Origin of the sequence: Mycobacterium sp. E3251 (assembly GCF_001666835.1) — a bacterium.
Classification (GTDB): domain Bacteria; phylum Actinomycetota; class Actinomycetes; order Mycobacteriales; family Mycobacteriaceae; genus Mycobacterium.
Window position 1 is genome coordinate 41329 of the sequence record NZ_LZJF01000168.1, and the last position, 25060, is coordinate 66388.

Consider the following 25060-nt stretch of genomic DNA (forward strand, 5'->3'; position numbering starts at 1 on the left):
GGCAACCCATCGCTATGCGTTGAGCAGGCGTTGCCCTATGACGCGTTGCTCGCGCAACGCGTCGATTTCCGCATCGGACAGTCCAAGCGCTCCAAGGATCTCGGCGTTGTGCTGCCCCAGCGTCGGTGCGGCGGTGCGGTGATGGTGTGCCGGGCCCGGCGAAATCTGAAATGGCCAGCCGGGAAATCGCTGTCGCCCGGTGATCGGATGCGTCACATCCTGATAGAAACCGCGCGCATCGAGCTGTTCGATGTCATACATCTCGTCGGCCGAAAGCAATCGCTCGGCCGGGACGCGGTGCCGGGCCAGGGTTGCCACCAGCTCCCCGGCGGGTCGCCTGCACGTCCAGCTCGCGAGGACCTCGTCGAATTCGTCATGATGTTGCCGACGAGCTTCCGCGGTCACGAACCTCGGGTCGTGTCGCAGCTCGTCGCGGCCCACGGCTTCCAGCAGCGCACACCAGTCGGCGTCGTCGCGCACGGAGATCGCGACCCACTCGTCGGTGAGGGCCGTCGGATAGACGCCTTGGGCGTATACGCGGTGTCGGTTTCCCTCGCGCGGCCGCACCGTGCCCGTCAGCGAGTACTCGATCACTGGTTCGGCGGTCACCGCGGCACCAACCTCGATCTGCGCGACCTCGATGAGCTGCCCCTCGCCGGTCGACCGCCTGTGCTCGAGCGCAGCCAACAACGCCACACACGCGTGTACGCCGGCGATCGGGTCGGCGGGGCCCTGCAGGTTGCACGGCGGGCCATCCGGGTAACCGGTCATGGCCGACATTCCGGACACCTGTTCGATGTTCAGCGCCCAACCCACGTAGTCGCGCCACGGCCCCTGTAGGCCGAATCCGGGCATCCGCACCATGATCACGTCGGGATTGATCTTCGCGACGGACTCATAGTCGAGTCCGAACTGCTCGACCACGCGCGGCGAGAAGTTCTCCACCACGACGTCGGCTTGACCGGCCAGCTGCAGGGCCAACTCACGGCCAGCGGCAGAAGTGAGATCGAGGGTGATGTCGCGCTTGTTGAGATTCGTTCCCTGCCAAAGCGGCCCGCGTTCGTACCAGTCGTCCCCTTCGCGCAGCAACGAGCCGGAGTAGCGGTGGCCGTCGGGGCGTTGGATGGATTCGACCTTGACCACGTCCGCCCCGAACGCGCCGAGGTAGCACGTCAGGTAGGCACCCGCCCAGAAGGTGCTCAGGTCGAAGACCTTCAACCCGGCGAAGGGCAGGGCGACATTTGGGACGTCGTTGTCCCGGCGGCGTGCGCCGCGCTCGCCCCAGGCGGCCTGCGCGTCTCGTCCCAGGACTGGAGCGGGCAGCGGTGGCGGGACCGGTGTCTTCGAAAACCGAAATGGCGCTCCCGGTCTGGTGAATTGCGATGCGTCGGCCGCCTTGATGAAGAACCCTCGCTCGGCATACTGCGGGCACGCAAGGATGGTGTCGCCTTCGGTGACCGGCGCGGCGGGTATCCGCATGGCCTGACTCAGGTCGACCAGATCGGCGACGGTCATCGAATCGAGAAACGGCTGCGCCTTGGCAAAAAACTCGCCGCGCTCGGGCCCACCGAGCATGACCGCGAGTTGATGCTCGCCGAACTCCGGCAACCCGACCATGGCGCACACGTCCAGCCAGTGCTGGCCGGTGAGGCAGTTGATGCCGATCCAGCCATCGGCGGCCCGCACGATTCCCAGCATCGGTGCTGCTTTGGAGTTGGTCGGCAGGCCAAGGCTTTTCAATCGAGCCGCCATCAGCATGGGGTAAGGCAGCGTCGACAGCAACGACTCGAACACCGAGACGTCCACCTCGACTGGCCTGTTCGTTCCGGCGGCGGCGATTCGCAATCCCGTCAGCGCGCCGAGGGCCGCGTAGCCGCCCGCAATGTATTCCGGGATGCGGGCACCCCCCTGCACCGGAGCCCGCCCAGGATCGCGCACATTGACCCAGCCTGCGGCGGCCTGGAGGGTCAATGGTGTCGTCACCCGATCGCGCAGCGGGCCTTCCTGGCCGAAGCTCGAGATTCGGACGACGACAAGTTTGGGGTTGATCCGGCCCAGAGACTCCACGTCCAAGCCCAGCTCGAAGCGTGCACTCGAGTCTGCGGCCAAGTCCTCGACAAGCACATCCGCCGTCGAGATCAATTCGGCGAGGGTCGCGCGCGCGCTTTGCTGACCGAAATCGACTGCTGCCCCGCGCTTTCCCGCGTTGAGGTAGTCGAACAGCCCGCATCGGTCCGGATCCGGAAGCGCTGAGGGGAACGGGCCCCACCGGCGCAATGGGTCGCCCGCCGGCGGCTCGATCTTGCATACGTCGGCGCCGAGGTCCACGAGCAGCTTCGTGCAATAGGGCCCCGCGATCTCGGAGGCAAGTTCGACGACGCGCAATCCCGTCAGCGGCCGGTTCACGCGGGTATCCCGATAGCCTTTGGCTCCATGTAGGCCCGCAGTCCCATCACACCGCCCTCCCGGCCGATCCCACTCTGCTTGAAGCCACCGAACGGCGCGTCCCCGGGAATTGTGCCGTTGATCGACACCTGCCCGGTCCGGATCCGGCGGGCGATGCCCACCGCACGGTCGATGTCGCTTCCCCACACCGCACCCCCGAGCCCGTAGGCGGAGTTGTTGGCGATGGCCACAGCGTCGTCGTCATCGCGGTACCGCAGCACCGTCAAGACCGGTCCGAACACCTCCTCCTGTGCGATGTGGGACTCGGCCGAAACGTCGGTGAGTATCGTCGGCTCGAAGTAGAAGCCCTTGTTCAGATTCTTGGGGCGGGATCCCCCTACCACCACGGTTGCGCCATCGGCTTCAGCGCGTTTGACGAAGCCCTCGACGCGATCGAGGTGCTCGCGGCTGATCAACGGTCCCATGGTGACCGCCGGATCGACGGGGTCGCCGATCACGACCGCACGGGCCAGCGCGGCGAGTCGGTCCACCACCTCGTCGTGGATGGCATCCGGCAGCAAAAGTCTGCTGTTGAGGATGCAGGCCTGACCGGCGTGCATCGTGCAGCCCTCGAACAGCAGCCGCTCCATCAATTCGTCGCCGACGTCGACGTCGGGAAGCAGGATGGTCGCCGATTTTCCGCCGCACTCAAGCAGGACGCGCTTCATGGTGGTCGCCGCGCCCGCCATCACATCGCGGCCGACGACCGAGCTGCCGGTGAAACTGACCATGTCGACCCTCGGGTCCAGGGTCAGACTTCGGCTGGCCTCGACGCTGGTCGGTGTCACTACGTTGACCACACCCGGCGGGATGTCCGTGTCCTCGTGGATGATTCGGGCGAGGGCGAGCCCCGCGAGCGGCGTCAGCGGTGACGGCTTGAGCACGAGCGTGTTTCCGGCCGCCAGCGCCGCTCCCAATTTCATGACGTTGAGGGTGTGTGGGAAGTTCCACGGGGTCATCGCCGCCACCACGCCGAGCGGTTCGTAGCGTAACAGCGTGGTGCCCGCGGCACCCCAGGCATCCAACGGCGCCTCGGCGGGTTCGACCGCCAGCTCAGCGGCATGACCAACCATGAAGACCGGACCGTCCACGTGAATCAGCCGCTCGTTTGCCGAACAGCCCCACTCGGCCTGGGCCAGGGCGTAGATCTCTTCGCCTCTGGCCAGTAGTGCGTCGCTGAGCTGCTGCAGGCATCGCGCGCGCTCGGCGGGCTCGGCCGCCGGCCACGGACCCGTGTCGAAGGCAGTCCTCGCGGCGGCGATCGCTTGCCCCACCTGCGCCACGCTGGCATCGGGCGCCGTTCCGATCACCGCTTCGGTCGCGGGGTTGATGACGTCGTAACGCCCGCTGTCCGGGTCGGTCCACTGTCCGCCGATGTAGTGCCCCTCAGCGTCGAGGAGGGACCGAGACCCAGCCATCATCCGCCTGCCTTCCCTGACTGCTTGCCCGCAGCGCGGCGCGGGCGACGCCTCCCGAGAACTTACATACTTTGACTGCGTGTACACAACCCGTCAGGGCGGGCCAACCGCCAATTAACGCTATTTTTCCGGCATATACGTGCCGATTGACAGACAGCTCCGGTCTACGGTAGACACCATGGAAACGGACATTCTTTTCTGATCTGTCGGACCAGCTCTCAGCGTCGAGGAAGGCGTGGCGTGCCCACAACCACTGTTCCCTTGCACTCGCCCGATTTCTACGCCGGTGACCCATACCCGGCCTACCGAGAGCTTCGCAACACAACGCCCGTCGTGTGGAACGATGTCACCAACTTCTGGGCGCTGTTGAAATACGAGGACATTCGCTATGTCTCGGGCCACCCACTGACCTTCTCGTCCACAAAGGGCATTTCGATCCCGGACCCGGCCCAGCCCGAGCCCGTCCAGGAGGGGAATCTGATTTTCACCGATCCCCCGCGCCACCGGCAGCTTCGCAAGCTCATCAACTCGGGGTTCACCCGCCGCCAGGTGCAGTTGCTCGAGCCCAAGGTGCGACAGATCGTCAAGGGCATCGTCGACGGTGTGGACCCGTCGCGGGACTACGAGTTCGCGGACGAAATCGCCGCTCCGCTACCCACCCGGATGATCGCCGAGATGCTGGGAGCACCGCCCGAAGACTGGGAGCAATTCCGGGCCTGGTCGGACGCCGCGGTGGGCACCGCCGACCCCGACATCGAATTGGACTCAGTGGTCGCGCTCACCGAGCTGTACGAGTACTTCACCAAGCTCATTGCCGCCCGGCGTTCTGGCGAAGTCACCGGCCAAGACGACCTGCTCAGTATCCTGGCCGCGGCCGAGGTCGACGGCGAACGCCTTAGCGACGAGGACCTGCTCAACTTCTCCTTCCTGCTGTTGGTTGCGGGCAACGAAACCACCCGCAACCTCATCGCCCTGGGGACATTGGCGCTGATTGACTACCCCGAGCAGTTCGCCCTGCTGCGATCGGACCCATCGCTGCTACCTTGCGCGGTCGAAGAGATGCTGCGATTCACCAGCCCGGTCACGCACATGGCCCGGCAAGCCACCGAGGACGTCGAGATCCGCGGCCAGCAGATCAAGGCCGGCGACACCGTCGTCATGCTCTACGGCTCCGCCAACCGCGACGAGGAAATTTTCGGGCCCACCAGCGAAGAGTTCGACATCACCCGTAACCCCAACCCGCACATCGCATTCGGTGCCGGCGAGCACGCCTGCCTGGGCGCGCAGCTCGCCCGTTTGGAGGCCAGGGTCATGTTCGAGGTTCTGTTGGGCGCCTTCCCGACCATCGAACTTACCGGTGACGTGTCGCGGCTTCGCGCGACGATGGTGCCCGGTGTCAAACGCATGCCGGTTCGCCTCGGAGCCGCCCGCTGATGAACTTCGACTACACGCCCGAACAAGAGCAGCTCCGCAAGGACTACCGGACCCGCCTTGAGGCGGTGATGACCCCGGAGCGCCGCGCCGCCGTCGCCAATCTCGCCGAGGGAGGCGCCGCGATCGCCGAATGTCGGCGCGCTCTCGGCGAGGCCGGCCTGCTCGGAGTTGCCTGGCCGGTGGAGTACGGGGGCGGCGGGTTGACCGCGCTCGAGCAGTCCATCTTCTCGGAAGAAGCGCGCAGGGTGAACGCCCCGCTGCCAATGATCACCCTCAACACCGTGGGCCCCACGCTGATTCAGTACGGCACCGAAGAGCAGAAGGCCAAGTTCCTGCCCGCCATCCTCAAGGGCACCGTTGAGTTCGCGATCGGCTATTCGGAGCCGGGGGCCGGCAGCGATCTAGCGTCGCTGCGTACCACGGCGGTGCGTGACGGGGATGGGTTCGTCATCAACGGTTCGAAGATGTTCACCAGCGGTGCCGAGTTCGCCGACTACATCTGGCTGGCGGCACGTACCGACCCGAACGCCAAGAAACACAAGGGCATAACACTTTTCATCGTGCCGACCGACTCGCCGGGGTTTTCCTGGAAGCCGCTGCGCACCATGCCGGGCGTATCTACCTACTACACCTTCTACGACGACGTCCGGGTACCCGCGAGCGCCGTCGTGCTCGGCGAGAACCAGGGCTGGACGTTGGTAACAAACCAGCTCAACCTGGAACGCGCAGCGCTCGGCAATCTTGGTGCCCTGGAACCGCTTTTCGACAAGACGCTCAAATGGGCGTCGACGACAGCGCTCGACGACGGCACCGTCATCGACCAACCCTGGGTTCAGCAGGCCCTGGCGCGGGTGGAAGCGCAAGTCGCGGCCTACCGGCTGCTCAACCTGCGCGTCAACGCGACGATGAGCGCCGGCGCACTCGGCATGGGCGAGGCCTCCGCGGCAAAGGTATTCGGCACGGAACTCACCCAACAGGTCGCGCGGGAACTGCTTGAGGTGGTGGGACAGACCGGTGTGCGCAAGGGCCCGGCGGGCCCGCTCAAGGGCGAGCTGGAGAGTGCGTACCGCTTGGCCGTCATCAACACGTTCGGCGGCGGAGCAAACGAGCTCCAACGCGACATCATCGCTATGGCCGGTCTCGGGATGCCCCGCGCGCCCCGGGAAGTGCGCGCATCCGAAAAGGGGAAATCTGCATGACAGAGCTAGCCAAAGACGAACTGCGCGAGCGCCTCGACGCGCTGATCGGGACGCCCACCGACGGAGTCGGCAAGCCCGCCCGCGCCCCCGATCCGGTGAACGCCGCGATGATTCGGCATTGGGCGTACGCGTTGGACGACATGAATCCCGCCTACCTCGATCCCGAGTTCGCGGAGCAGTCCCGCTACGGTGCCCTGGTTTCCCCGCCGGTGATGCTGCAGAGCTGGACGATGCCGCCCCCCAAGCTCGCAGGTATCCATGAACGCGGCGGCGTGCCGATCGAAATCAAGAAGAATCCGCTGCAATTTCTCTCCGACGCGGGCTACACGGGCATCATCGCGACGAACTCGGAGTTCGAAATCGAACGCTATCCCCGCGTCGGTGACGAGATCACCGGTGAGACCGTTTTCGACTCGATTTCGGACGAGAAGACGACGGCAATGGGCAACGGATTCTTCGTCACGTGGGTGACCACCTATCGCGATCAGAATGGCGAAGTTATCGGCCGCCAGTGGTTCCGCACGCTGCGATTCAAGACGGGTGGGGCCCCCGCCGGAACGGCTGGGGACTGATGGCGACCAGGCTAGCTCCGTCGATAAGTCCGGACACCGAGTTCTTCTGGTCGGGCCTCAAGGACCGCAAGCTGCTGATTCAGCGGTGCGCAGACTGCAAGGCGTTGCGGGTTCCGCCTCGCCCGATGTGCGGCAACTGCCAGTCGCTCAATTGGGATTCTGTCGAATCGACCGGACGCGGAACGGTTTACAGCTTTGTGATGCCGCAGTATCCTCCGCTGCCATTCCTCCAGTACCCATACGTGGTCGCCCTGATCGAGCTCGACGAAGGCGTACGCATCGTGTCGAACCTGTGCGATATCGAGCCCGCCGCCATCAAGGTCGGGCTGCCTGTCGAGGTCTTTTACGAGAAGTTCGAAGCCATCCCGAGCGGTGACGAGCTGGTGTTGCACCAGTTCCGGCCTGCGCCCTGACAGACGAGGCAGCACGCGAGCATGGATTTCTCCTTTACCGAAGAACAAGAGACGGTCGGCAAGGTCGCCCGCCAGCTCTTCGAGCACCGCTGCACCACTGAGCATCTCGCCGATCTGGAATCGGGCGAGGTTCGTTACGACCCAGAGCTGTGGCGCGAGCTGGCATCGTCGGACTTGCTGGGTATCGCGTTGCCCGAGTCCGTTGGCGGCAGCGGCGGCGGATTCCTGGAACTCGGCGTGCTGCTCGCCGAAGCCGGCTGGAGCGTCGCGCCGGTCCCGCTCTACGCGACCCTCGTGCTCGGCGCGGATACCATTGCACGCCACGGTGACTCCGCTATTCAGCAGCGATACCTGCCGAAGGTCGCGGACGGCGGTGCGATTCTGACCGCCGCCCTCGCCGAAGCGGGTAACTCCGACCCGACGGCGCCACGCACGATCGCGCGCGCCGACGGCGACGCTTGGGTCTTGGACGGCAGCAAGGAACTCGTACCCGCGGCGCAGCTGGCCGACGCGATCGTGGTTTCGGCCCAGGCCGACGACGGCCCGGCCCTGTTTGTTGTCGAGACTGCGACCAACGGCCTCACGATCACGCCCGCAAGCACCACCAATGCCGAGCCCCACGCCGACGTCGAACTCGCCGGTGCTCTCGGCCACCGACTGAACGGGTCCGGCGCCGCGGACGCGGTGGGTTTGCTGCATACCAGGGCCTTGATCGGGCTGTGCGCGATGCAGATCGGTGTTACCGAACGGGCGCTGAAGATCGCCGCTTCCTACACCAGCGAGCGCGAGCAGTTCGGCCGGCCGATTGGCTCGTTCCAGGCCGTGCAGCAACGACTGGCCGACGCGTTCATCGACGTCGAGGCAATCCGCTGGACCACCTGGCACGCCGCTTGGCTGATCGCCGAGGGCCGGCCCGCGGCGCGCGAGGCGGCCATCGCGAAGTTCTGGGCGGCTGAGGCCGGAGCGCGGGTCGTCGCGTCGGCCCAACAAGTCCATGGCGGCATAGGCATCGACATCACCTACCCGCTTCACCGATATTTCTTGTGGGCCAAGCAGATCGAGCTGTCCCTCGGCGCGGCCCCCCAGCAACTCGCCCGCCTGGGCGCGACCTACCCGGAAGGAAGCAGATGACCTCCACCGTCGATCGCACCACCACGCTGGCGTGGGATTCCATCAACGTGGGCGACGAAGTAACCCCGCTGGATGTTCCGGTTACCACCACTCTGATCGTCGCCGGGGCCATCGCATCCCGCGACTACATGCCGGTCCACCACGACCGGGATTTTGCGAATTCCCAAGGATCCAAGGACATCTTCCTGAACATCCTCACGACCAACGGTCTGTGCGCGAAATTCCTGCACGACTGGGCGGGACCGGAGGCGATGATCAAGAAATTGTCCATCCGCCTCGGCGTTCCGGCCTACCCGAACGATCCGCTGCGGTTCACGGGTTCTGTCACGGACAAGTCCAAGGCCGACGGTGAAGGACTCGTCGAGGTCACCTTCAAGGGCACCAACAGCCTGGGTGATCACGTCTCGGCGACCGCAGTACTCAGCTTGCGTCAGGGTGTCGATGCATGAGCGACGGCATCGGCGGTAAGACGGCGCTCGTCGGAATCGGCCAGACCGAGTTCTCCAAGGAATCGGGTCGCACCGAGATGCAGCTCGCCTGTGAGGCGGTCATCGCCGCGATCCGCGACGCCGGCCTGCGGCCCGCCGACATCGACGGCATGGTTACCTTCAGCGTCGACGAGAACGAGGAGATCGAGGTTGCGCGCAATGTCGGCATCCGCGACCTGACGTTCTTCACAAGGGTCCCGCACGGCGGTGGGGCGGCGGCGGGAACCGTCATGCAGGCCGCCATGGCGGTCGCGACGGGCGCGGCGACGGCGGTGGTGTGCTACCGCGCGTTCAACGAGCGCTCCGGCTTCCGCTTCGGCGGCGCTGGCCGTCAGCCCGGCGTGACACCGCTATGGATGGCGCCCTACGCGCCGTTCGGGTTCATGACGCCGGCTGCCTGGGTCGCCTTGCACGCCCACCGTTACATGACGACCTATGGGGTCACCAACGCCGATTTCGGCAAGATCTCCGTCATCGACCGCAAGCACGCCGCGAACAATCCAGACGCCTGGTTCTATGGCAAGCCGATAACCCTTGAGCAGCACCAGCAGTCACGGTGGATCATCGAACCGGTGCTCAGGCTGCTCGACTGCTGTCAGGAAAGCGACGGCGGCGTTGCGATGGTGGTGACGAGCGTGGAGCGGGCGCGAGACCTCGCCAAGCCGCCCGCCGTCATCACAGCCGCCGCTCAGGGCGCCGCCTATGACGGCGAGGTGATGACGAGTTACTACCGCGAGGACATCACCGGGCTGCCCGAGATGGGAGTCGTGGGCGACAAGCTGTGGCGGGATTCCGGCCTCAAACCTCAGGACATATCGACGGCGTTCCTCTACGACCACTTCACACCGTTCGTGTTCACGCAACTCGAGGAGTTGGGATTCTGCGGCCGGGGCGAGGCCAAGGACTTTGTCTCGGTCGACGAGCTGTCACTCGGTGGCCGTATGCCGATCAACACCAACGGCGGGCTGCTCGGCGAGGCGTACATCCACGGCATGAACGGCATCACCGAGGGTGTTCGTCAGGTGCGCGGCACGTCGCACAATCAGGTGGACAACGTCGAACACGTACTGGTCACGTCGGGCACCGGCGTCCCGACCAGCGGCTTGATCCTCGCTCCCGATCACTGAACACGTTGGGCGAGGAAGGCCGATGACACAGGCTACCGCTGTCGACACCCGCGCGGCGCTCATCTCGGCCGCGTTCGCCTGCTTCCGTACGCACGGGCTACAGAAGACCACGATCGTCGACATCGCACGCGCCGCAGAGGTGTCACGGAGCACGTTCTACGAGTACTTCCGGGACAAGGAAACGATCGTCGAGGCCTGCGCGGAGGCGGCGTCACAGCGATTCTACCGCAAAATGGCCAGGGCGATCGACAATGACGGCGGCAGCACCCTGGAGGAGAAACTGGTTCGCGCAAGCGTTTTCGTCGCCCAGGCCCGCCGGGTGGTGGAGCCCGAGTCGTATTTCGACCGGGAAGAGGTCAACTTGATGTTGACCAAGAACGCGGCGACCCTATTGCAGGAATGCAGCGAGTTCTTCGCCCCATATGTCTCGGCGGCGCGCCTGACGGGAGAGGTCCGCAGTGACCTCGACATCCGCTCCGCAACCGAGTGGTTCGCGCGAATGTTGTTTTCGCTGTTCACCACTCCGTCGCCCTACATCGACATCGGCGACGACGCGGCGGTGGCCGAGTTCGTGCGTAACCACGTGGTGCGGGGGTTTCTGGGCGATCGGCGCGGGAGGTCGTAGGACGTCTTTGGCGCGCGGCGACGAACCGCGGCCCAGCGGCCGATGGGTCGCCCCGACGTCAGCCCACCAGGCTGCCTTGGCGCAGAAAATTTACGGTGTAGTCCTGGTAAGTCACGCCGTTTCGAGGTAGGCCAATGAGGTCGAGAAAGGGAAACCACTCCGCCGAATCAACGAACCAATCCCAGCGCGTTATCTGCCCCTCTTCGTTGACCCAGACATAATCCCATTCGTGGAGGTTTAATACCGTCCCGTTGGCCAGCGTCCCCGCATAAGTGTCGCGGACCGCAAATCCCCAATCGGCGGCCCTGCAGTCAAAGGGGGTGACGATTCGAAAGTCAGGCATGTGCTTCCACCACATGCGAAATTCGCACGTGAGCATATCTCCACCGGGGGCATACTGCTGTATGGCTTCGAGCACCTGCTCCGATGCGAGGTCGGCCATCACGTGGTCGGTACCGCCGTTGAACAAGGGACACATCATGACGGCGTCCGGGGCGTACACCCACTCCTCGCCGTAGGTGATCTTCTGGGTCTCCGGAGCCTGGGCGTAGGCCTCCCATTTCGCGTGGGCGATCCTTCGGTGCCGAGCCACTCGATCGGACATCACGCTTCTCCCTTCCTGCGCACGGGCACATTGGACCACCCACAAACGTTGGCCATCGCCACCCGCCGCAGCCCGTCGCGGTCGACTTCGTAGTCAGGGAGCAGATCGAGCAGCGCTTCGAGCGCGATACGGCTCTCCATCCTCGCCAGCGCTGCCCCCAAACAACTGTGCACGCCATACCCGAACGCGAGGTTGAAGCCCATCCTGCGCTCCCGGTCGATGTCCAGCCGGTCGGGATCGGGGAACATCCGTTCGTCACGCGTCGCCGAACCGGTGACCAGCAGTACGGCACCCCCTTCGGGAATCACCTTGCCATGCAACGCCACATCGCGGGTGGCGGTGCGCACCTGGTACTGGGAGGGCGCCTCATAGCGCAACAATTCTTCGACGGCGGCGGGCACCTTGCTGCGGTCCTTCCGCAGCTTCTGCCACTGATCCGGAAAGTCGGCGAAGGCCACCATGGCGTTGCCGACGAGTTTCGTCACCGTCTCGGCGCCCGCTCCCCCAAGCATGGTCGCGAATCCGGTGATATCGACGTCGGTGAGCTTCTCCACCTGCCCGTTCCGCTCGATCTCGGTCTCGATGAGCCGGCTGATCATGTCGTCACGAGGTTCGGCGCGGCGCTGCTGGACGAGGTCGTAATAGTAGAGCCCGGTTTTCATCGACGCTTCTCGACCGGCGGCGGTGGTGGCGATCCCACCCGGGTGGCGTTCAAGGAGCAGATCCAGCCAAATGCGGATCTGGTCGCGGTCTTGCTTGGGCACTCCCAGCATGGTGGTGATGACCTCATTCGGGAACAGCGCCGAGAAATCGGCCACCACGTCGAACGAGGACGAGTCGAGCGCGTCAAGGCGTTCGTAGACTTTCTCGCGCACCATGTCCTCTAACGCCGCGATGGCGCGGGGCGTGAACACGTTGCTGACCAGCCTGCGCATCTTCTGGTGTTCGGGCGGATCCATCGAGATGATCACTTTGGGCACCGGTATCGCGTCGTCGTGCGCCTGAACCATATCCAGCGTCGCACCCTTTGCCGACGAATACGTTTCGTGGTCCTTGGTGGCGGGCGCCACGTCGTCGTAGCGGGTCAGCGCCCAGAAGTCCCACTTTGGGTTGTAGTAGACGGGGGCACCGTCGCGCAGGCGTCGGTAGGTGTCGTACGCCCCGTTGAAGAAATCTTCAGAGAAGGGATCGAATTCGGCATCGTCTTCTGAGACCTGTTGTGGCGTAGTAGGAGTCACAGAATCGCTCCGGCCTCTTTGTAGGCTTCGATGGTGTCCCAGTCCAGGCCCGCTTCCATCAGCACCTCCTCGGTGTGCTGACCATGCTCGGGCGCGCCCAGAGGGATAACGGCCTTTTCGTCGAATTGGACGGGGTTGGTGGGCAACGAGTACGGCGCGCCGTTCATCGTCGTCGTGTTCGCGACATAGCCGTTCGCGGTCACCGCCGGGTCCTGGCACAGCTCCGCCGGCGTCTGCACCACACCCCACGCCCCGGAGACGGATGCCAACCGCTCACGCCATTCCGCGAGGGTGTGTTGGGCAAACGCATCGTCCATGAGCGAGATCAGTTCCGCCCGGTTGGCGAAACGTGCTGCGGGATAGGCGAAACGCTCATCTTCGACCAATTCGGGCAGGCCGATGGCGCGCATCGTTTCGGGATAGAACTTGTCGAGCTGCAGCATCATCAGCTGAACGTAGCGGTCGTCCTTGGTGCGGTAGGTCCCGACCAAGGGGTTGGGCGCGTCGGCGTGTCCGTACTTGGGAATGGATGTGCCGCCGTGGATCTGGCTCACTGCGACATCGGGGCTGAGGTTCCAGGCCGCCAACCCGAGCAGGGAGACGTCGACCACCGATCCCTGTCCGGTGGTTGCCTTTTTGTACAACGCGGCCGCGATCCCGCCCGCGATCGCCATGCCCCCAAGCAGGTCTCCGAATGCCGGCCGTGAGCGCACCAGCTCGTCGCCGTCCTCGGTGAGCATGGTGGCGATGCCGCCGCGGGCCCAGTAGGAGACGCCGTCATAGCCGGGCTTGTCCGAGTCCGGTCCCTTCGGTCCGTGGCCCGACCCCCGCACATAGACGACGCTCGGATTGGCGGCCCTGATGTCGTCGACGTCGATGCCCAGCTTCTTACGACGGCCGGGCAGATAGCTGGTGAGGAACACGTCGCAGCCGGCCGCGAGCTTGCGGATGACGTCCTGGCCACCGGGCGTGCTCAGGTCGACGCCGATCGACTTCTTGCCACGATTCGGAATTTCGATCATGTAGTTGACCTGGCCACCACCCTCGTCCACGATGCCCATCGTCACGAGGCCACGCTGCGGGTCCCCGCCCTCGCGCGGCTCGACCTTGATGACCTCGGCACCCCACTCCGCCAGCACGGCGCCTGCCGACGGTACGAAGGTCCACGCGGCAACCTCTAGCACGCGCACACCACTGAGTACTTTGTCGACGGAAATGACGGCCTCCATTGGGTCACAGTGCACGGGTGCGAGCGCGCTAACGGGTTGGCAATGGCGATAACGCGTATTTGCATGTCCGAGAATGTCAGTTTCAGAACCGATTGTAAACCGGGATGGCATCGGCGTGGCCGGCCGCGAACGCTCACGGACGCGCCGACAGCCGTTCGGGCAGCGCCGGATCTCCCTTGGCCCAAAAGGCCTCCCAGGTCGCCATCCGCTGGGGCATGGCCGCACGCAACCGGACGTCGCCCGGCCAGCGCATGAATTCCGGACCCGGACGCTCCGTCACATCGACCGAATACCAGGCGTGCTCCCGTCGCTTGACGAAACACCATTGGCCCCGGCGACGCTCGTAGACATCGTCGTAACGCATCGTGATCACGTACCACCCATCGCCTTCCTCGTGTTCGGCGCGGCAATAAACGGCTCCGGTCGCGTGATCGGCGTCGATAAAGTCGAACTGGTGCCCACACACCAGGTGGATGCTGCGGTAAAACCGCCGGAGCACGCGGTCATACCAACGCTTCAACGCTTCCCTGCCGCGACCCTCGGCCCCGGCATCGACATCGTCGATGAACAACGCCACCAACGCGTCGAGATCACGGGCATCGAGTGCCATTGCATACCGGATGGGAAGCTGGCTGATCGCGAGACTCGACTCCACTCGGTCCAACCTGTCATCGGTAGCTGAACTCTTCGATCCAGTGGCCATGGCAATATCGTAGGCGGACGCCGGTGAATGAGAACCCGTGTTCTCGTTTATCGGAAAGGCTACTATTCTGCGCTTATGCCCTTTCCGACGATCCTGCCCACGATCCCTGCACTGGTGAGGTTTTGCGCAGCGCGCTTCGGCGACAGGCCATTCCTCATCGCCGACGGGCGGAGCTTGTCCTATGCCGACCTCGACCGGCGTTCAGCCGCGCTGGCCACTGCCTTGTTGGCGCATGGCATCAGCAAGGGCGACCATGTCGGAATCCTGATGCCCAACAGCGTCGACTGGGCACTGGCGTGGTTTGCCACCACACGCATCGGCGCGGTCGCTGTTCCCCTCAACACCTTCTACAAGGCCTCCGAACTGGCCTGGACCGCCCGACATGCTGACCTAAGAGCGATCCTGACGTGGTCGCGGTTCCGCAACCACGATTTCTTGACCCGGCTGGAAGATGCGCTGCCGGGTCTCGCCGGTCAGGACCGGCCAGGTCGCATCATGGTGCGCAAGGCGCCGTTCCTGCGGACCGTCGCGGTGTGGGGGCCGTCCGATCGGGCCTGGACGACGAGGATCAACGCCGACGACGCGCTGTCCGCAGCCGACACCGACTTCCTCGTCGATGTGGAATCGTGTGTGACACCGGCCGACGAGGTGATGATCATCTACACCTCGGGCAGTACAGGCGACCCGAAAGGGACTGTGCACACCCATGGCACGCTGGTCCGCCACACCTACAACCTCACCTTCATGTACGCCGTCACCCGCGACGACGTGATGTTCACGTCCATGCCCTTCTTCTGGGTGGGCGGGCTGATCACAGGATTGCATGCGGTAATCCATCACGGCGCGACACTGATCACTCAGCCCGCGTTCGATGCAGCAGGGGCCTTGGAACTCATGGAGCGACACCACGCGACCATCGCACTGGGCTGGCCACAGCAGGGTAAGACGCTGTCCGAGCATCCCGACTTCTCAGCACGCGATTTGAGTTCGGTGCACCGCACCAGCATGCCCGCGATGGTGCCACCCCTCCATCAGCCCAAGGGCTCCAGCGGCCTGGGAATGACCGAGCTGTGCGGCAATCACCTCGGCATCGATCCGTATCTGCCGCAAACGCCCGATCGGTCCGAAACCGGCGGCCCACCAATCGAAGGGCTGCACCACCTGATCGTCGACCCCGACACGGGACAGGCGGCGCCCAATGGCACGCCCGGCGAAATATGGGTTCGCGGGTATTCGTTGATGCAACGGCTGCACAAATGTGAGCGCGAGGACGTGTTCACGCCCGACGGCTACTACCGAACGGGCGATTGCGGCATCGAATACGACGACGGCTGGATCAAGTTCACCGGACGGTTGGGCGATTTGATCAAGACCGGTGGCGGCACCAACGTCACACCCAGCGAAGTCGAACTGGCACTGGCCGACTGCGACGGTGTGCTGGAGGCATACGTGGTCGGAGCGGAGAGCACTGAGCACGGAACGGTGGTCGCAGCGGCGGTGGTGCCACGCGGCGAATCCGCACTCAACGCAGAGTCATTGCGGGTGCAACTGCGCGATCGACTGTCAGCGTACAAGGTCCCGAAGTACATTTGGGTCACCGCCAAGCGAGACCTCCCGTTCACCGCGACCGGCAAGGTCAAGAAGTCGGAGCTGGCGCGCCAACTCAGCGAATGGCTGCACTCGGCTAGGGGTTGACCGGCTGCCCGTCGGCCATGTCCGTGGCCATCAACGTCAACGGGATGCCGAATAACGGCTCCAATTTGACTTCGGTCAACTCGAATCCCTCGCCTTCGTGCCGCTGCCGGAAGTCGGACTTAACGCCGTACCTCGCGGCGATGTATTCGCCCGCAGCGCAATCCGCCACCCGCACGATGACGGAGAACAGCCCGTCGCCGTTGCGCGCGAGGAAGTCGGCCGCCGTACCGGCCTCCGTTGGTGCCGTGGCGGTCGGGGCGACGAGCTCGAATCCGCGGTCCCAGTCCAGGCGGACTTGCAGACCTAAGTGCTCGAGCTCGAAAGCCTGGAATTGAAAGCCCAAAGCGCCCAGGTAATCGGCAGCACGGTCGAGCCGGTCGAGTCCGACCGCGAACACAACGTGGTGCAAATGAGGCAGAGGGGGCGCCATGTCAATGACTCTACGAGCTCACAAAGGTAGATTTCAATTACCGGAAATAATCATTCTCAATACGGTAGATTCGCGCCTGCATACCCACACGTCCTGGCGGAGAGGCGCTTCGTGGCACTTGAACAGTTCAACCTAGACGGCCAGGTGGCAATAGTCACCGGCGCCGGGCGCGGCGTCGGTGAGGGTATCGCCAAGGTACTCGCCGAAGCCGGTGCCACTGTCGTTGGTACGGCTCGGACCTCGTCCGAGGTCGAGCAGACGTTCAGAGAGATCGAAAAAACGGGTGGCAAAGGCCTCGCGGTCACCGCCGACGCGCTGCAACGCTCCGACAGCGAGCGCGTCGTCCAGACCGCGGTCGACAAATTCGGCCGCATCGACATCCTCGTCAACAACGTCGGTTTCGCGACTTACGGGCCATTTTTGGGCCTGACCGACGACAACCTCCGGGAAACGTTCGACTATTGCGTCACTTCAGCGTTCACCATGAGCCAACTGGCGGTGCCGCACATGTTGACGGTGGGCCGAGGCTCGATAGTCAACATCTCCTCAGGAGCCGGCCGATTCGGGATCCGAGGATTGTTGCCCTACTCGGTGGCCAAGGGTGGGCTCGAAGCCCTGACCCGCGCCATGGCACAGGAGCTCGCCCCCAAGATCCGCGTGAACGCGATCGCCCTGGGCGCATTCATGACGACCGGGCTGCAATCCAGCTTCGACCTGATGCCGGGTTCCGAGGAGAAATTAAAGGAGCTGACGCCCCTACACCGTATCGGCGACGTGGCAGACCTCGGGAGGCTGGCACTGTATCTGTGCACCCGCGATTGCTACGCCACCAGTTCGACTTTCATCGTCGACGGCGGCCTTCAAGGACCGAACTCCTCCCTTCCGATACCCGATCTGTAGCCGATACATCACAGGAGCAAGTACCGTGGCGGACAAGGTGGCACGCGTGGCAGTCATCTCGACGGGCGGCGTGGGAAGCATCGCGTTGCGAGCGATCAACCGCCGCGCGCACCTCGACCTGGTCGGCGTATGGGTGCATAGTCCGGGCAAGGCTGGGCGCGACGCGGGTGAGGTCGTCGGGCTCGGCCCGATTGGCGTGACGACCACCGCCGACCTGGCCGACATCATCAAGCTCAAGCCCGACTGTGTCGTCTACGCGGCCGCCAGCGAAGAGATGGACGCGGCCGCGGTTCGCGACTATGTCCGATTCCTGCAAGCGGGCATCAACGTCGTCACGACCAACACGCCGGGAATGATGTTTCCCGACAGATGGATTCCCGACTTGGCCGACCAGGTACGAGCCGCGGCGCTGGCCGGGGGCGTCACGATCTACACGTCGGGTATCGAACCGGGATTCGCCGGCGACCAGTTCGCCGTCATACTGTCGACTTTGTCCAACACCATCCGTTCGGTTCGCGCCCAGGAGATTTTCGACTACTCGGCCTATCCCAACGAGTATCTGATGTTCGACGCCATGGGCTTTGGCCGGCCGCTCAATTTCACACCGCTCCTGGAGCTGGAGGGTGCACAGCAGTTCGCCTGGGGACCTCCAATCGGTCTGGTGGCGCGGGCCCTCGGCGTCGAGCTCGACACCATCACCGAAAGCTACGAGCGCGTCGCGACGCCAAGGGATTTACACGTGGCATGCGGGTTGATTCCGGCCGGTACCTGTGGCGCGGTGAGAGCCGAAACCACCGGGGTGGTCAATGGCCGCCCCGTCATCAGCATCGAGCACATCAACCGCATGGCTCCCGACCTGGCGCCGGAGTGGGCGTCGGCGCCACATGGCACCTACCGCATCGTCATCGAGGGCGAACCACACATCCACTGCGATCTTCGCTTCGGCACCGAAGGCACCGCAGCATCGGCGAACGACAACGCGATGGAGGCGACTGCCATGCGGGTGGTCAATGCCATACCGTATGTCATCGATGCGGCCCCCGGCATCGCGACGTCATTGGACCTGCCGATCACCGCGCCCCGCAACGCGGTGGATGTGAGCTAGACGGTAAACATCGGGCCGCGGGATCGAAGCGATGCAGGAAGCGGCCGAGTCCTACTCGCATCCCCAGTACGGCTTCAGCAAGCAACTGATTCCGAATGCCGTCACAATGCCCGAAGATGTCGCCAACGCGGTTGCGTGGCTGGCCTCAGATGAGTCGAGATTCGTCACGGCAGCCGCGATTTCCGTCGATGTCGGGGTTGCCCAGGCGTAGCAGGACCGCGCTCAGTTCGGCCGGTCGGGCAAAAAACGGTGAGTGGCCACCGTCCAACTCGATGACGCGAGCCCCGATCCGATCGACCGCATTGCGCCGGGCCCAGGACTCGCCGACCGCGCGGTCATCCCGCATCAGCACGTAATCCGAAGGGGTGTCGGGCCAGCGGTCGATCGGGCAACGTTCGATGAACACGGTGAAGGATTGGTGTCGCAATTCTTCGAACGCTTTCCGCGCCAGCGGTTCTGGACAGTCATGGTAAAAGCCCTCCCACACCGACTCCCATCCCAGACCGAACGGTCCGGCACCGCGTTCTTGCGGCTCTGGAAAGGCGATCGCATCGGGGTTGGCGGCCAGGTGGTCGGCGAACGACTGTCCGGGCACGGGCAGGAGGCCGCCGACGAAGACCATTTTTTGCACCGGGTAGAGCGTGGCGATCACCGGTGCGCACAATCCCGAGAGCGAGTGTGCCACGACGACGATATCTTCGGCTATGTCGGAGGACGCGGTACCACCGACCCGGGCTTCCTCGATCGCGTCGATCGCCACGCGCGCCCATTCCAGGGCACCCGCCGAGTCGTCGTCGACCGGCAGATCCGGCGCAACGACCCGATGACCGCGCCGCGCGAGTTCCACCGCGACCCTGTCCCAGCATGAGCCATAATGCAGGCCGCCGTGCAGCAACGCGAACAGCGTCATGTTCGAGTGGACGAGAGTCGAGTGACGATCTCAGGTCCGGCCAACGGCAACCCGATGACACCGGGGGCCGCGGCGACCACACGAGGAATGGCATTCACCGCCGCCATCGCGGTGGCCGATATTCCGGGATTTATCCGGTTGTGCTCGGACGGCTCGAGGTACAGTTCCAGGCTCATACTTGGGTCGCCCTCAACACGAAAGACCATGCCGCCCTGCCCTTCGCGCGAAGGCCTGGGCCAGTGTTCGGGCCACGGGGTCGAAGTCACGGTAGCGAAGTATTGCACTGCCACCGCTTTCCGGTCATCGACAACTCCAGAGAGTTGCCAACGGTGCCCGCAAATCGTGCCCGACGGCACCACCCCGAGGGCCGTAGGCAGGTCGGCCGGAGCCAGCAATGTCTCCCAGTCGAGCTCTACACGGTCGAGGTCGATTCCGAGCACATCGGCGAGATAGCGCACGACCGTCTCCCAGTCATGCCTTACCTTGCCCGAAGCTATGCGGACCGGCGTGTGGCCGTCCGGCTTCCCGAAACCCATCGACTCATGCAGCACATCCCAGATTGGATAGGCCTTGTCCAAGTCCAGCGCGTACTCATCCATCCGGTACGAATCCACGGTACCGGCCCCGGAGAGAAGGGCGGTAGGAAGATTGAGGCTGATGAACCCCGGCTCGCTACCGGTGGCATAGAACGTTGAGTTGCCCCGTCTGGCAGCCGAATCGAGCGCGGCACGCCAGTGCTGCGGTGCGGCGGGCGGGTACACCATCGGAATGGCCGAGATAGTGACGACGTTGATCCCCGACTCCAGCAGCGTGACAATGTCCGCGATCGCATCGTCTTCGCGGCGGACCGCGGTCGCGCAGTAGCACACGCAGTCAGGTTTCAGTGCAATGACTTCCGCGATATCGCCGGTGGCCTGCACACCCACTTCAGCCACACCGCAGAGCCGGCCCGCATCGACTCCGACCTTGCCGGGCGAGGAAACGCGCACGCCCACGAGATCCAGTGCTGGATCGAGAATCTCGGCCCGCAGCGCTTCACTGCCGGTGAGCCCCGTCCCAATGTGCGCGACTCGATAGCGCGCGGATGCGCGGTCAATCATCATCGTTCCCTTCGGGAATCACTCTGTGATCCTCTGTGCATGTGGCTCACTTGTAGAAAGGTCCCGCTTTACCCGACTGCTCCAGATGCCCATAAGGGCCGCAAAGGAGATCGGCGTTAGTGCCCGATTGAATGGTGGCGAGGGTCAGGACGACGGAAGCCAGATACGCGGCCCCGAACAGTCCCCACCCCACCCTGCGCACCAACGGCGACCCATTGGTCTCGAGCGGGTGGACACAAGGCGAATGGGTTGTCGAATCGACGGCTTCCGTCACATCACAGCCTCACCGGCAGCGTGGCCCAGCCGCGGACACTCGTGGTGTGCGCATGCTTTGCCTTCTCGTGGTCGACTTCCCAGTCCGGCCACCGTGACAGCACCTCTTCGAGCGCGACCTTGGCCTGCACCCGGGCAAGCGCGGCACCAAGACAGAAATGAATGCCGTGGCCGAAAGACAGATGAGCCGCCTTCCGGTGGATGTCGAACCTGTCCGCGTCGGGGAACTGGCGCTCGTCGCGATTCGCCGACCCGTTCAGCAACAACATCACGGATCCCTCGGGGACCCGTTGCCCGTAGAGCGCTACGTCGCGGGCCACGTAGCGGCCCTGCACCGGTGACGGCGCCTCATAGCGCAGAATTTCCTCGACAGCACCGGGAATCAAACTGAAATCGGCCGCCAGCTCACGGCGCTGATCCGGGTGGTCCGACAACAGTGCGCCGGCGAACCCGATCAAGCGGGTCGTCGTCTCGTTGCCGGCGCCCGCGACGGTGCCGGTATAGGTGAGCACCTCCGCGCGGGTAAGGCGGCGACGGGTACCGTCGGGCTCCTCCAGTTCGGCGTTGACCAACTCAGTCATCAAATCGTCGGACGGATGCTCATAGCGCCAGTCGATGAACTCTTCGAGCAGTCGTGACTGGCGCGTCATCATGTCGTCGAAGACCTGCTGGGGCGCGCTTTGTTTCAGCTCGAGTAGCTTGTCCGTGTTTCGTCGTATCGAGGCCTGGCTCTCTTCGGGGATCCCGAGGAGATAGCCGATGGTTCGCATCGGCATCAAGGCGCCCAGGTCCGCGATGAAGTCGAAGGTGTCTTCTCCGATCAGCGGCTCGAGCGCGCGACGGCAGAACTCGCGAGCCAGCGGCTCGATAGCCGCCATTCGCCGCGGCGTAAACACTCCAGAGAGCAGCCTGCGATGAGCATCGTGGATTGGTGGGTCCTCGAACAGAATCACGCCCGGGGGGACATCGACACCGTTCAGTATGACTTCGATGATGGTGCCTTTGCCTGAGCGGTAGTCACGCCAATTCACCAGTTCGCGCGCGACATCCTCGTACCGGCTCAGCGCGTAAAAGCCGTACTTCTCGTTGTGGTAGAGCGGCGCGTCGTCCCGCAGTCGCTTCCACACCGGGTACGGGTTGTCGTCAATCTCGAAGTCGAACGGGTCATAGTAGGGCTCGGCGTCCACGGTATGTGTCACGCGGCGGTCCTTCCTCCCTCGCGCCGAGAAACACCCTCGACCGAACGAGAATATGCGTTCACGTGAAACGCAAACAAGCCTTTCGGCAAGTTCGCCAGACGTCAGCCGGACGGCTCCGCAGGACTCGCGCTGTTGCCGTTGATGACTGGCATGTTTGTCCACGCGCCACGATCGTCGCGATACCATCCCGCGGCGGCCAGCGCGCCACCGTCGGCATGTACCACGGTCCCTGACACCCATGCCGCCAACGGGCTCGCCAGGAACAGTATGCAGCCCGCGATGTCTTGCGGGGTTCCGAAGCGACCCAGCGGAATCCAACGCGGAATATTGTGTCTCTGCGATGGGTGAATCATGCGGTCCAGCGGCACCTGGGCGCTATCAGTGGTTTCCGGCGCCACGGCATTCACCCGGATGCCCGCTGGGCCCAGCTCGAGGGCGAGGCTCATCGTAAAGCCAGTCACCGCCGCCTTGAAGGCTCCGTACACCGCGAACTGCGGTATGCCCCGGAAGCCCTCGATCGACGAGACGTTCGTGATACTGGCACCGCCGGCGGCGGCACGCAGCAGTGGCAGCATGGCCCGGCTTACCAGGAAGATGTGCTTGAGGTTGACGCGGTATATGTCATCGATCTGGTCGTCGGTGAGCCGCTCGAAAGGGGTCGGCCGCGTCATGAAGTGGCCGACGTTGTTCACCAGCACGTCGAGGCGCCCGTACCGACTGCCGATGGCATCGGCGAGCGCCGACACGTCGACCGCAGCGGTCGCATCGCCGGTGACTACGAGCCCCCGGTCGCCGAGTGCGCTGCGCAGTTGCTGGGACCGTGCCTGGTCAACCTCAAGTGCGACGACCGACGCGCCCAGGTCGGCAAAGGCTTTCGCTGTCGCGTGCCCGATGCCGGCGCCGCCGCCGGTGACAAGCACCACCTTGCCATTGAAGTCGAACATTCCGCCTCCTGTTTCACCGCCGAGGCGCAACGAGTCCGGCCTCGACGAAAACAATGATTCTCGCATGAGAGAATCGGGTATGACCGTCAGTTACGGATTCGGCCAAGGAAGCGGGTTATGAGCGACCGGCACTCCAGCATCGCGGGGACGCGGATGTTGATCATCGGAGCTTCCTCGGGCGTCGGACAGGCGTTGGCAATCGCCGCCCACTCCCGGGGAGCGCACGTCGCACTCGCCGCACGGCGAGTGGACATACTCTCGGAACTGGCCGATCGGCTGCACGGATCCGCATATGAACTGGACGTTTCCGAGCCGCGGGCCGTAGAGACCGTCGTCGATGAAGTCGCTACCAACTTCGGCAAGCTCGATGCGGTGGTGTTTACCAGCGCCGTGGTGCCCTTCGTGCTGATCGAAGACACCGATGTGGAGACATGGCTGCATTCCTACGCCGTCAACGCCGTCGGTGCGTCCCATGTGCTGCGAGCGGCCCTCCCCTACTTAGCCGATAACGCAACGGTTATCGTCGCATCAAGCCATGACGTCGGCCGCCCCCGCGCCGGTGTAGCGGCCTACCACGCGAGCAAGGCCGCGCTCGACGAGATAATGCGGTCTTGGCGGGCCGAGCATCCCGAATTAGCCGTGATCCGGGTTAGCGTCGGCCCCACTTGTGACACTGAGATCCTGCGCGGAGCCGACCGTGATCTACTGGCCGACCTGTACCGGTCCTGGGCGCGAGCGGGCCAGATCCCCGACGAGATGTCCACGGTGGACGACGTGGCCAACGCAATGCTTTCCCTGATCGCCATTTCACGCGCGAATCCCACCGTCGTCAGCGAGATTGTGCATCTTGCGCCGCGAATCGGCAAGACTCGGTGACGATCACCAGACCGCGAAGGGCGGGCAACTGAATGGATCTCGGTTTCGAGGGCGCCACAGCGGTCGTGACCGGCGGCAGCAAGGGGATGGGCCTCGCGATCGCAGAGAGTCTCGCGGCCGAAGGTGCCTCCGTGGCGATCATGGCGCGCGGCCAGGCGACGCTGGACTCGGCCGCGAGGCAAATCCGCGCGGCGGGGGCACCCGAAGTACTGACCATCAGCGTCGACATGTCCGATGCCGATTCCATTGAGTCGGCCTTTGCCTCCATTGGTCATGCGTGGAACACCCTGAACGTGCTGGTGCACACCGTTGGTCCGAATGCCGGTGCGTTTGAAGACCTGGACGATGACGACTGGCGCTCCGCATTCGATCTCGGCACACTGTCCGCCGTGCGCTCCGTCAGGGCCGCATTGCCGCTGTTGAGATCGGCCGAGTGGGCTCGCATCGTCACCCTGTCTGCGCATTCGATCCAACGACAGAGCCCTCGTCTGGTCGCCTACACTGCAGCCAAGTCAGCACTTGCGAGCTTCACCATGAACCTATCCAAAAGCCTTGGTGCCGAGCGTATTCTGGTCAACTGCGTGTGCCCCGGGACGATCGTCACGGCGAGCTTCACCGAGATCCTGCGCGATGTGCTGGCCGTCGACGGGTTGGACGCATCTGATCCAGAGCACGTGATGAGGTGGGTGGAGAAGACGTACGGCCACCCGTGTGACATCGGGCGCGCCGGACTGCCCGAGGAGATCGCCTCGGTCACCACTTATCTCGCATCGCGGCGAAACGGCTACGTGACGGGTGCCACCGTGAACGTCGACGGCGGCTGGAACGGCGCGATGACCATGGGTCGCCATCGGGCGCAATGGGCCGAGAACCCCGAAGAAGCTCTGCCGACGAAGAACTGACCTACGGTCAGATGAAGTCCGATCCGCCGTCGACGTTCACGGTGGCACCCGTCACGTAGCCGTTTCGCCGCGATGCGAGATAAGTGGTGACCGAGGCGAT

The 25060-nt window shown here is 64.3% G+C and carries 24 protein-coding genes and 2 pseudogenes; 14 read left to right on the top strand and 12 right to left on the bottom strand.

Annotated features, from left to right (window positions below; all coding sequences use genetic code 11):
- Positions 1-12: 12 nt before the first annotated feature.
- The gene (locus A5697_RS21110; protein WP_068011929.1) at positions 13-2406 is read right to left on the bottom strand and encodes a CaiB/BaiF CoA-transferase family protein; all 2394 of its coding nucleotides are present in this window, start codon (positions 2404-2406) and stop codon (positions 13-15) included.
- Complete coding sequence (locus tag A5697_RS21115; RefSeq protein ID WP_068011953.1) at positions 2403-3863, bottom strand: aldehyde dehydrogenase family protein; 1461 nt, start codon at positions 3861-3863, stop codon at positions 2403-2405. Before A5697_RS21115 ends, A5697_RS21110 begins: the two co-directional genes overlap by 4 nt.
- A gap of 261 nt (positions 3864-4124) precedes the next feature.
- Between A5697_RS21115 and A5697_RS21120 the strand changes: the two genes are divergently transcribed.
- The 8 genes from A5697_RS21120 to A5697_RS21155 are packed head-to-tail and all read left to right on the top strand — an operon-like array spanning position 4125 to position 10852.
- Positions 4125-5297, top strand: coding sequence for a cytochrome P450 (locus tag A5697_RS21120; RefSeq protein WP_068011930.1), 1173 nt, complete (start codon positions 4125-4127; stop codon positions 5295-5297).
- Positions 5297-6496, top strand: coding sequence for an acyl-CoA dehydrogenase family protein (locus tag A5697_RS21125; RefSeq protein ID WP_068011931.1), 1200 nt, complete (start codon positions 5297-5299; stop codon positions 6494-6496). The genes A5697_RS21120 and A5697_RS21125 overlap by 1 nt, the downstream gene beginning before the upstream one ends.
- Positions 6493-7068, top strand: coding sequence for a MaoC family dehydratase N-terminal domain-containing protein (locus A5697_RS21130; protein ID WP_068011932.1), 576 nt, complete (start codon positions 6493-6495; stop codon positions 7066-7068). Before A5697_RS21125 ends, A5697_RS21130 begins: the two co-directional genes overlap by 4 nt.
- Positions 7068-7481: a Zn-ribbon domain-containing OB-fold protein gene (locus tag A5697_RS21135; RefSeq protein ID WP_068011933.1), complete on the top strand. Its 414-nt coding sequence runs from the start codon at positions 7068-7070 to the stop codon at positions 7479-7481. Before A5697_RS21130 ends, A5697_RS21135 begins: the two co-directional genes overlap by 1 nt.
- Before the next feature lie 21 nt (positions 7482-7502).
- The gene (locus A5697_RS21140; protein WP_068011934.1) at positions 7503-8612 is read left to right on the top strand and encodes an acyl-CoA dehydrogenase family protein; all 1110 of its coding nucleotides are present in this window, start codon (positions 7503-7505) and stop codon (positions 8610-8612) included.
- On the top strand, positions 8609-9061 hold the full coding sequence (locus A5697_RS21145; protein WP_068011935.1) for a MaoC family dehydratase: 453 nt from the start codon (positions 8609-8611) through the stop codon (positions 9059-9061). Before A5697_RS21140 ends, A5697_RS21145 begins: the two co-directional genes overlap by 4 nt.
- Entirely contained in the window at positions 9058-10227 is a 1170-nt protein-coding gene (locus A5697_RS21150) for a lipid-transfer protein (protein WP_068011936.1), read from the top strand. The genes A5697_RS21145 and A5697_RS21150 overlap by 4 nt, the downstream gene beginning before the upstream one ends.
- 22 nt (positions 10228-10249) lie before the next feature.
- Entirely contained in the window at positions 10250-10852 is a 603-nt protein-coding gene (locus tag A5697_RS21155; protein WP_068011937.1) for a TetR/AcrR family transcriptional regulator, read from the top strand.
- Positions 10853-10910: 58 nt separating this feature from the next.
- Here A5697_RS21155 and A5697_RS21160 read toward each other — a convergent pair whose 3' ends face one another.
- The 4 genes from A5697_RS21160 to A5697_RS21175 form a co-directional block, all read right to left on the bottom strand.
- Positions 10911-11456: a hypothetical protein gene (locus tag A5697_RS21160; RefSeq protein WP_068011938.1), complete on the bottom strand. Its 546-nt coding sequence runs from the start codon at positions 11454-11456 to the stop codon at positions 10911-10913.
- The gene (locus A5697_RS21165) at positions 11456-12694 is read right to left on the bottom strand and encodes a cytochrome P450 (RefSeq protein WP_068011939.1); all 1239 of its coding nucleotides are present in this window, start codon (positions 12692-12694) and stop codon (positions 11456-11458) included. Before A5697_RS21165 ends, A5697_RS21160 begins: the two co-directional genes overlap by 1 nt.
- The gene (locus A5697_RS21170; RefSeq protein ID WP_068011940.1) at positions 12691-13923 is read right to left on the bottom strand and encodes a CaiB/BaiF CoA-transferase family protein; all 1233 of its coding nucleotides are present in this window, start codon (positions 13921-13923) and stop codon (positions 12691-12693) included. The genes A5697_RS21165 and A5697_RS21170 overlap by 4 nt, the downstream gene beginning before the upstream one ends.
- A 133-nt stretch (positions 13924-14056) precedes the next feature.
- Positions 14057-14587, bottom strand: coding sequence for a nuclear transport factor 2 family protein (locus A5697_RS21175; RefSeq protein WP_082953521.1), 531 nt, complete (start codon positions 14585-14587; stop codon positions 14057-14059).
- Positions 14588-14701: 114 nt separating this feature from the next.
- Between A5697_RS21175 and A5697_RS21180 the strand changes: the two genes are divergently transcribed.
- Positions 14702-16321: a class I adenylate-forming enzyme family protein gene (locus A5697_RS21180; RefSeq protein ID WP_068011942.1), complete on the top strand. Its 1620-nt coding sequence runs from the start codon at positions 14702-14704 to the stop codon at positions 16319-16321.
- Here A5697_RS21180 and A5697_RS21185 read toward each other — a convergent pair.
- Positions 16311-16751, bottom strand: coding sequence for a hypothetical protein (locus tag A5697_RS21185; protein ID WP_068011943.1), 441 nt, complete (start codon positions 16749-16751; stop codon positions 16311-16313). The two genes, A5697_RS21180 and A5697_RS21185, sit on opposite strands and share 11 nt — an antisense overlap.
- 111 nt (positions 16752-16862) lie before the next feature.
- Here A5697_RS21185 and A5697_RS21190 point away from each other — a divergent pair, with 111 nt between their 5' ends.
- From A5697_RS21190 to A5697_RS28815, 3 genes are read left to right on the top strand one after another with little or no spacing between them, the layout of a single operon-like run.
- Positions 16863-17651, top strand: coding sequence for an SDR family NAD(P)-dependent oxidoreductase (locus A5697_RS21190; RefSeq protein ID WP_068011944.1), 789 nt, complete (start codon positions 16863-16865; stop codon positions 17649-17651).
- A 46-nt stretch (positions 17652-17697) separates the two neighbouring features.
- Positions 17698-18756: a dihydrodipicolinate reductase gene (locus A5697_RS21195; RefSeq protein ID WP_197501078.1), complete on the top strand. Its 1059-nt coding sequence runs from the start codon at positions 17698-17700 to the stop codon at positions 18754-18756.
- A gap of 31 nt (positions 18757-18787) precedes the next feature.
- Positions 18788-18967 carry an SDR family oxidoreductase gene (locus A5697_RS28815; protein ID WP_082953522.1) on the top strand — a complete coding sequence of 60 codons (180 nt, stop codon included), beginning with the start codon at positions 18788-18790 and terminating at the stop codon, positions 18965-18967.
- Here A5697_RS28815 and A5697_RS21200 read toward each other — a convergent pair.
- The 4 genes from A5697_RS21200 to A5697_RS21215 form a co-directional block, all read right to left on the bottom strand.
- Positions 18902-19666 (bottom strand): alpha/beta fold hydrolase, encoded by a 765-nt coding sequence (locus A5697_RS21200; protein ID WP_068011945.1) that lies wholly within the window; start codon positions 19664-19666, stop codon positions 18902-18904. The two genes, A5697_RS28815 and A5697_RS21200, sit on opposite strands and share 66 nt — an antisense overlap.
- Positions 19663-20766 carry a dihydrodipicolinate reductase gene (locus A5697_RS21205; RefSeq protein WP_369806140.1) on the bottom strand — a complete coding sequence of 368 codons (1104 nt, stop codon included), beginning with the start codon at positions 20764-20766 and terminating at the stop codon, positions 19663-19665. Before A5697_RS21205 ends, A5697_RS21200 begins: the two co-directional genes overlap by 4 nt.
- Before the next feature lie 275 nt (positions 20767-21041).
- Positions 21042-22238: a cytochrome P450 gene (locus A5697_RS21210; protein WP_068011946.1), complete on the bottom strand. Its 1197-nt coding sequence runs from the start codon at positions 22236-22238 to the stop codon at positions 21042-21044.
- Positions 22239-22339: 101 nt separating this feature from the next.
- Positions 22340-23182: an SDR family NAD(P)-dependent oxidoreductase gene (locus A5697_RS21215; RefSeq protein WP_068011947.1), complete on the bottom strand. Its 843-nt coding sequence runs from the start codon at positions 23180-23182 to the stop codon at positions 22340-22342.
- A gap of 117 nt (positions 23183-23299) precedes the next feature.
- On the opposite strand from A5697_RS21215, the gene A5697_RS21220 reads away from it, so the two are divergent.
- Positions 23300-24058 carry an SDR family oxidoreductase gene (locus tag A5697_RS21220; RefSeq protein WP_068011948.1) on the top strand — a complete coding sequence of 253 codons (759 nt, stop codon included), beginning with the start codon at positions 23300-23302 and terminating at the stop codon, positions 24056-24058.
- Positions 24059-24090: 32 nt separating this feature from the next.
- Positions 24091-24879: pseudogene (locus tag A5697_RS21225) on the top strand (SDR family NAD(P)-dependent oxidoreductase); the annotation flags it as partial.
- 88 nt (positions 24880-24967) lie between these two features.
- On the opposite strand, the pseudogene A5697_RS27845 reads toward A5697_RS21225, so the two are convergent.
- Positions 24968-25060, bottom strand: a pseudogene (locus A5697_RS27845) (short-chain dehydrogenase); the annotation flags it as partial.

What these genes read in the sequence shown, in the direction of transcription:
- A5697_RS21130 (WP_068011932.1), top strand. Translation starts at nt 6,493, where the DNA reads ATGACAGAGCTAGCCAAAGACGAACTGCGCGAGCGCCTCGACGCGCTG.
- A5697_RS21185 (WP_068011943.1), bottom strand. Translation starts at nt 16,751, where the DNA reads ATGGCGCCCCCTCTGCCTCATTTGCACCACGTTGTGTTCGCGGTCGGA.
- A5697_RS21140 (WP_068011934.1), top strand. Translation starts at nt 7,503, where the DNA reads ATGGATTTCTCCTTTACCGAAGAACAAGAGACGGTCGGCAAGGTCGCC.
- A5697_RS21160 (WP_068011938.1), bottom strand. Translation starts at nt 11,456, where the DNA reads ATGTCCGATCGAGTGGCTCGGCACCGAAGGATCGCCCACGCGAAATGG.
- A5697_RS21220 (WP_068011948.1), top strand. Translation starts at nt 23,300, where the DNA reads ATGAGCGACCGGCACTCCAGCATCGCGGGGACGCGGATGTTGATCATC.
- A5697_RS21180 (WP_068011942.1), top strand. Translation starts at nt 14,702, where the DNA reads ATGCCCTTTCCGACGATCCTGCCCACGATCCCTGCACTGGTGAGGTTT.
- A5697_RS21145 (WP_068011935.1), top strand. Translation starts at nt 8,609, where the DNA reads ATGACCTCCACCGTCGATCGCACCACCACGCTGGCGTGGGATTCCATC.
- A5697_RS28815 (WP_082953522.1), top strand. Translation starts at nt 18,788, where the DNA reads ATGCAGGAAGCGGCCGAGTCCTACTCGCATCCCCAGTACGGCTTCAGC.
- A5697_RS21170 (WP_068011940.1), bottom strand. Translation starts at nt 13,923, where the DNA reads ATGGAGGCCGTCATTTCCGTCGACAAAGTACTCAGTGGTGTGCGCGTG.
- A5697_RS21115 (WP_068011953.1), bottom strand. Translation starts at nt 3,863, where the DNA reads ATGGCTGGGTCTCGGTCCCTCCTCGACGCTGAGGGGCACTACATCGGC.
- A5697_RS21150 (WP_068011936.1), top strand. Translation starts at nt 9,058, where the DNA reads ATGAGCGACGGCATCGGCGGTAAGACGGCGCTCGTCGGAATCGGCCAG.
- A5697_RS21135 (WP_068011933.1), top strand. Translation starts at nt 7,068, where the DNA reads ATGGCGACCAGGCTAGCTCCGTCGATAAGTCCGGACACCGAGTTCTTC.
- A5697_RS21215 (WP_068011947.1), bottom strand. Translation starts at nt 23,182, where the DNA reads ATGTTCGACTTCAATGGCAAGGTGGTGCTTGTCACCGGCGGCGGCGCC.
- A5697_RS21205 (WP_369806140.1), bottom strand. Translation starts at nt 20,766, where the DNA reads ATGATTGACCGCGCATCCGCGCGCTATCGAGTCGCGCACATTGGGACG.
- A5697_RS21155 (WP_068011937.1), top strand. Translation starts at nt 10,250, where the DNA reads ATGACACAGGCTACCGCTGTCGACACCCGCGCGGCGCTCATCTCGGCC.
- A5697_RS21125 (WP_068011931.1), top strand. Translation starts at nt 5,297, where the DNA reads ATGAACTTCGACTACACGCCCGAACAAGAGCAGCTCCGCAAGGACTAC.
- A5697_RS21200 (WP_068011945.1), bottom strand. Translation starts at nt 19,666, where the DNA reads ATGACGCTGTTCGCGTTGCTGCACGGCGGCCTGCATTATGGCTCATGC.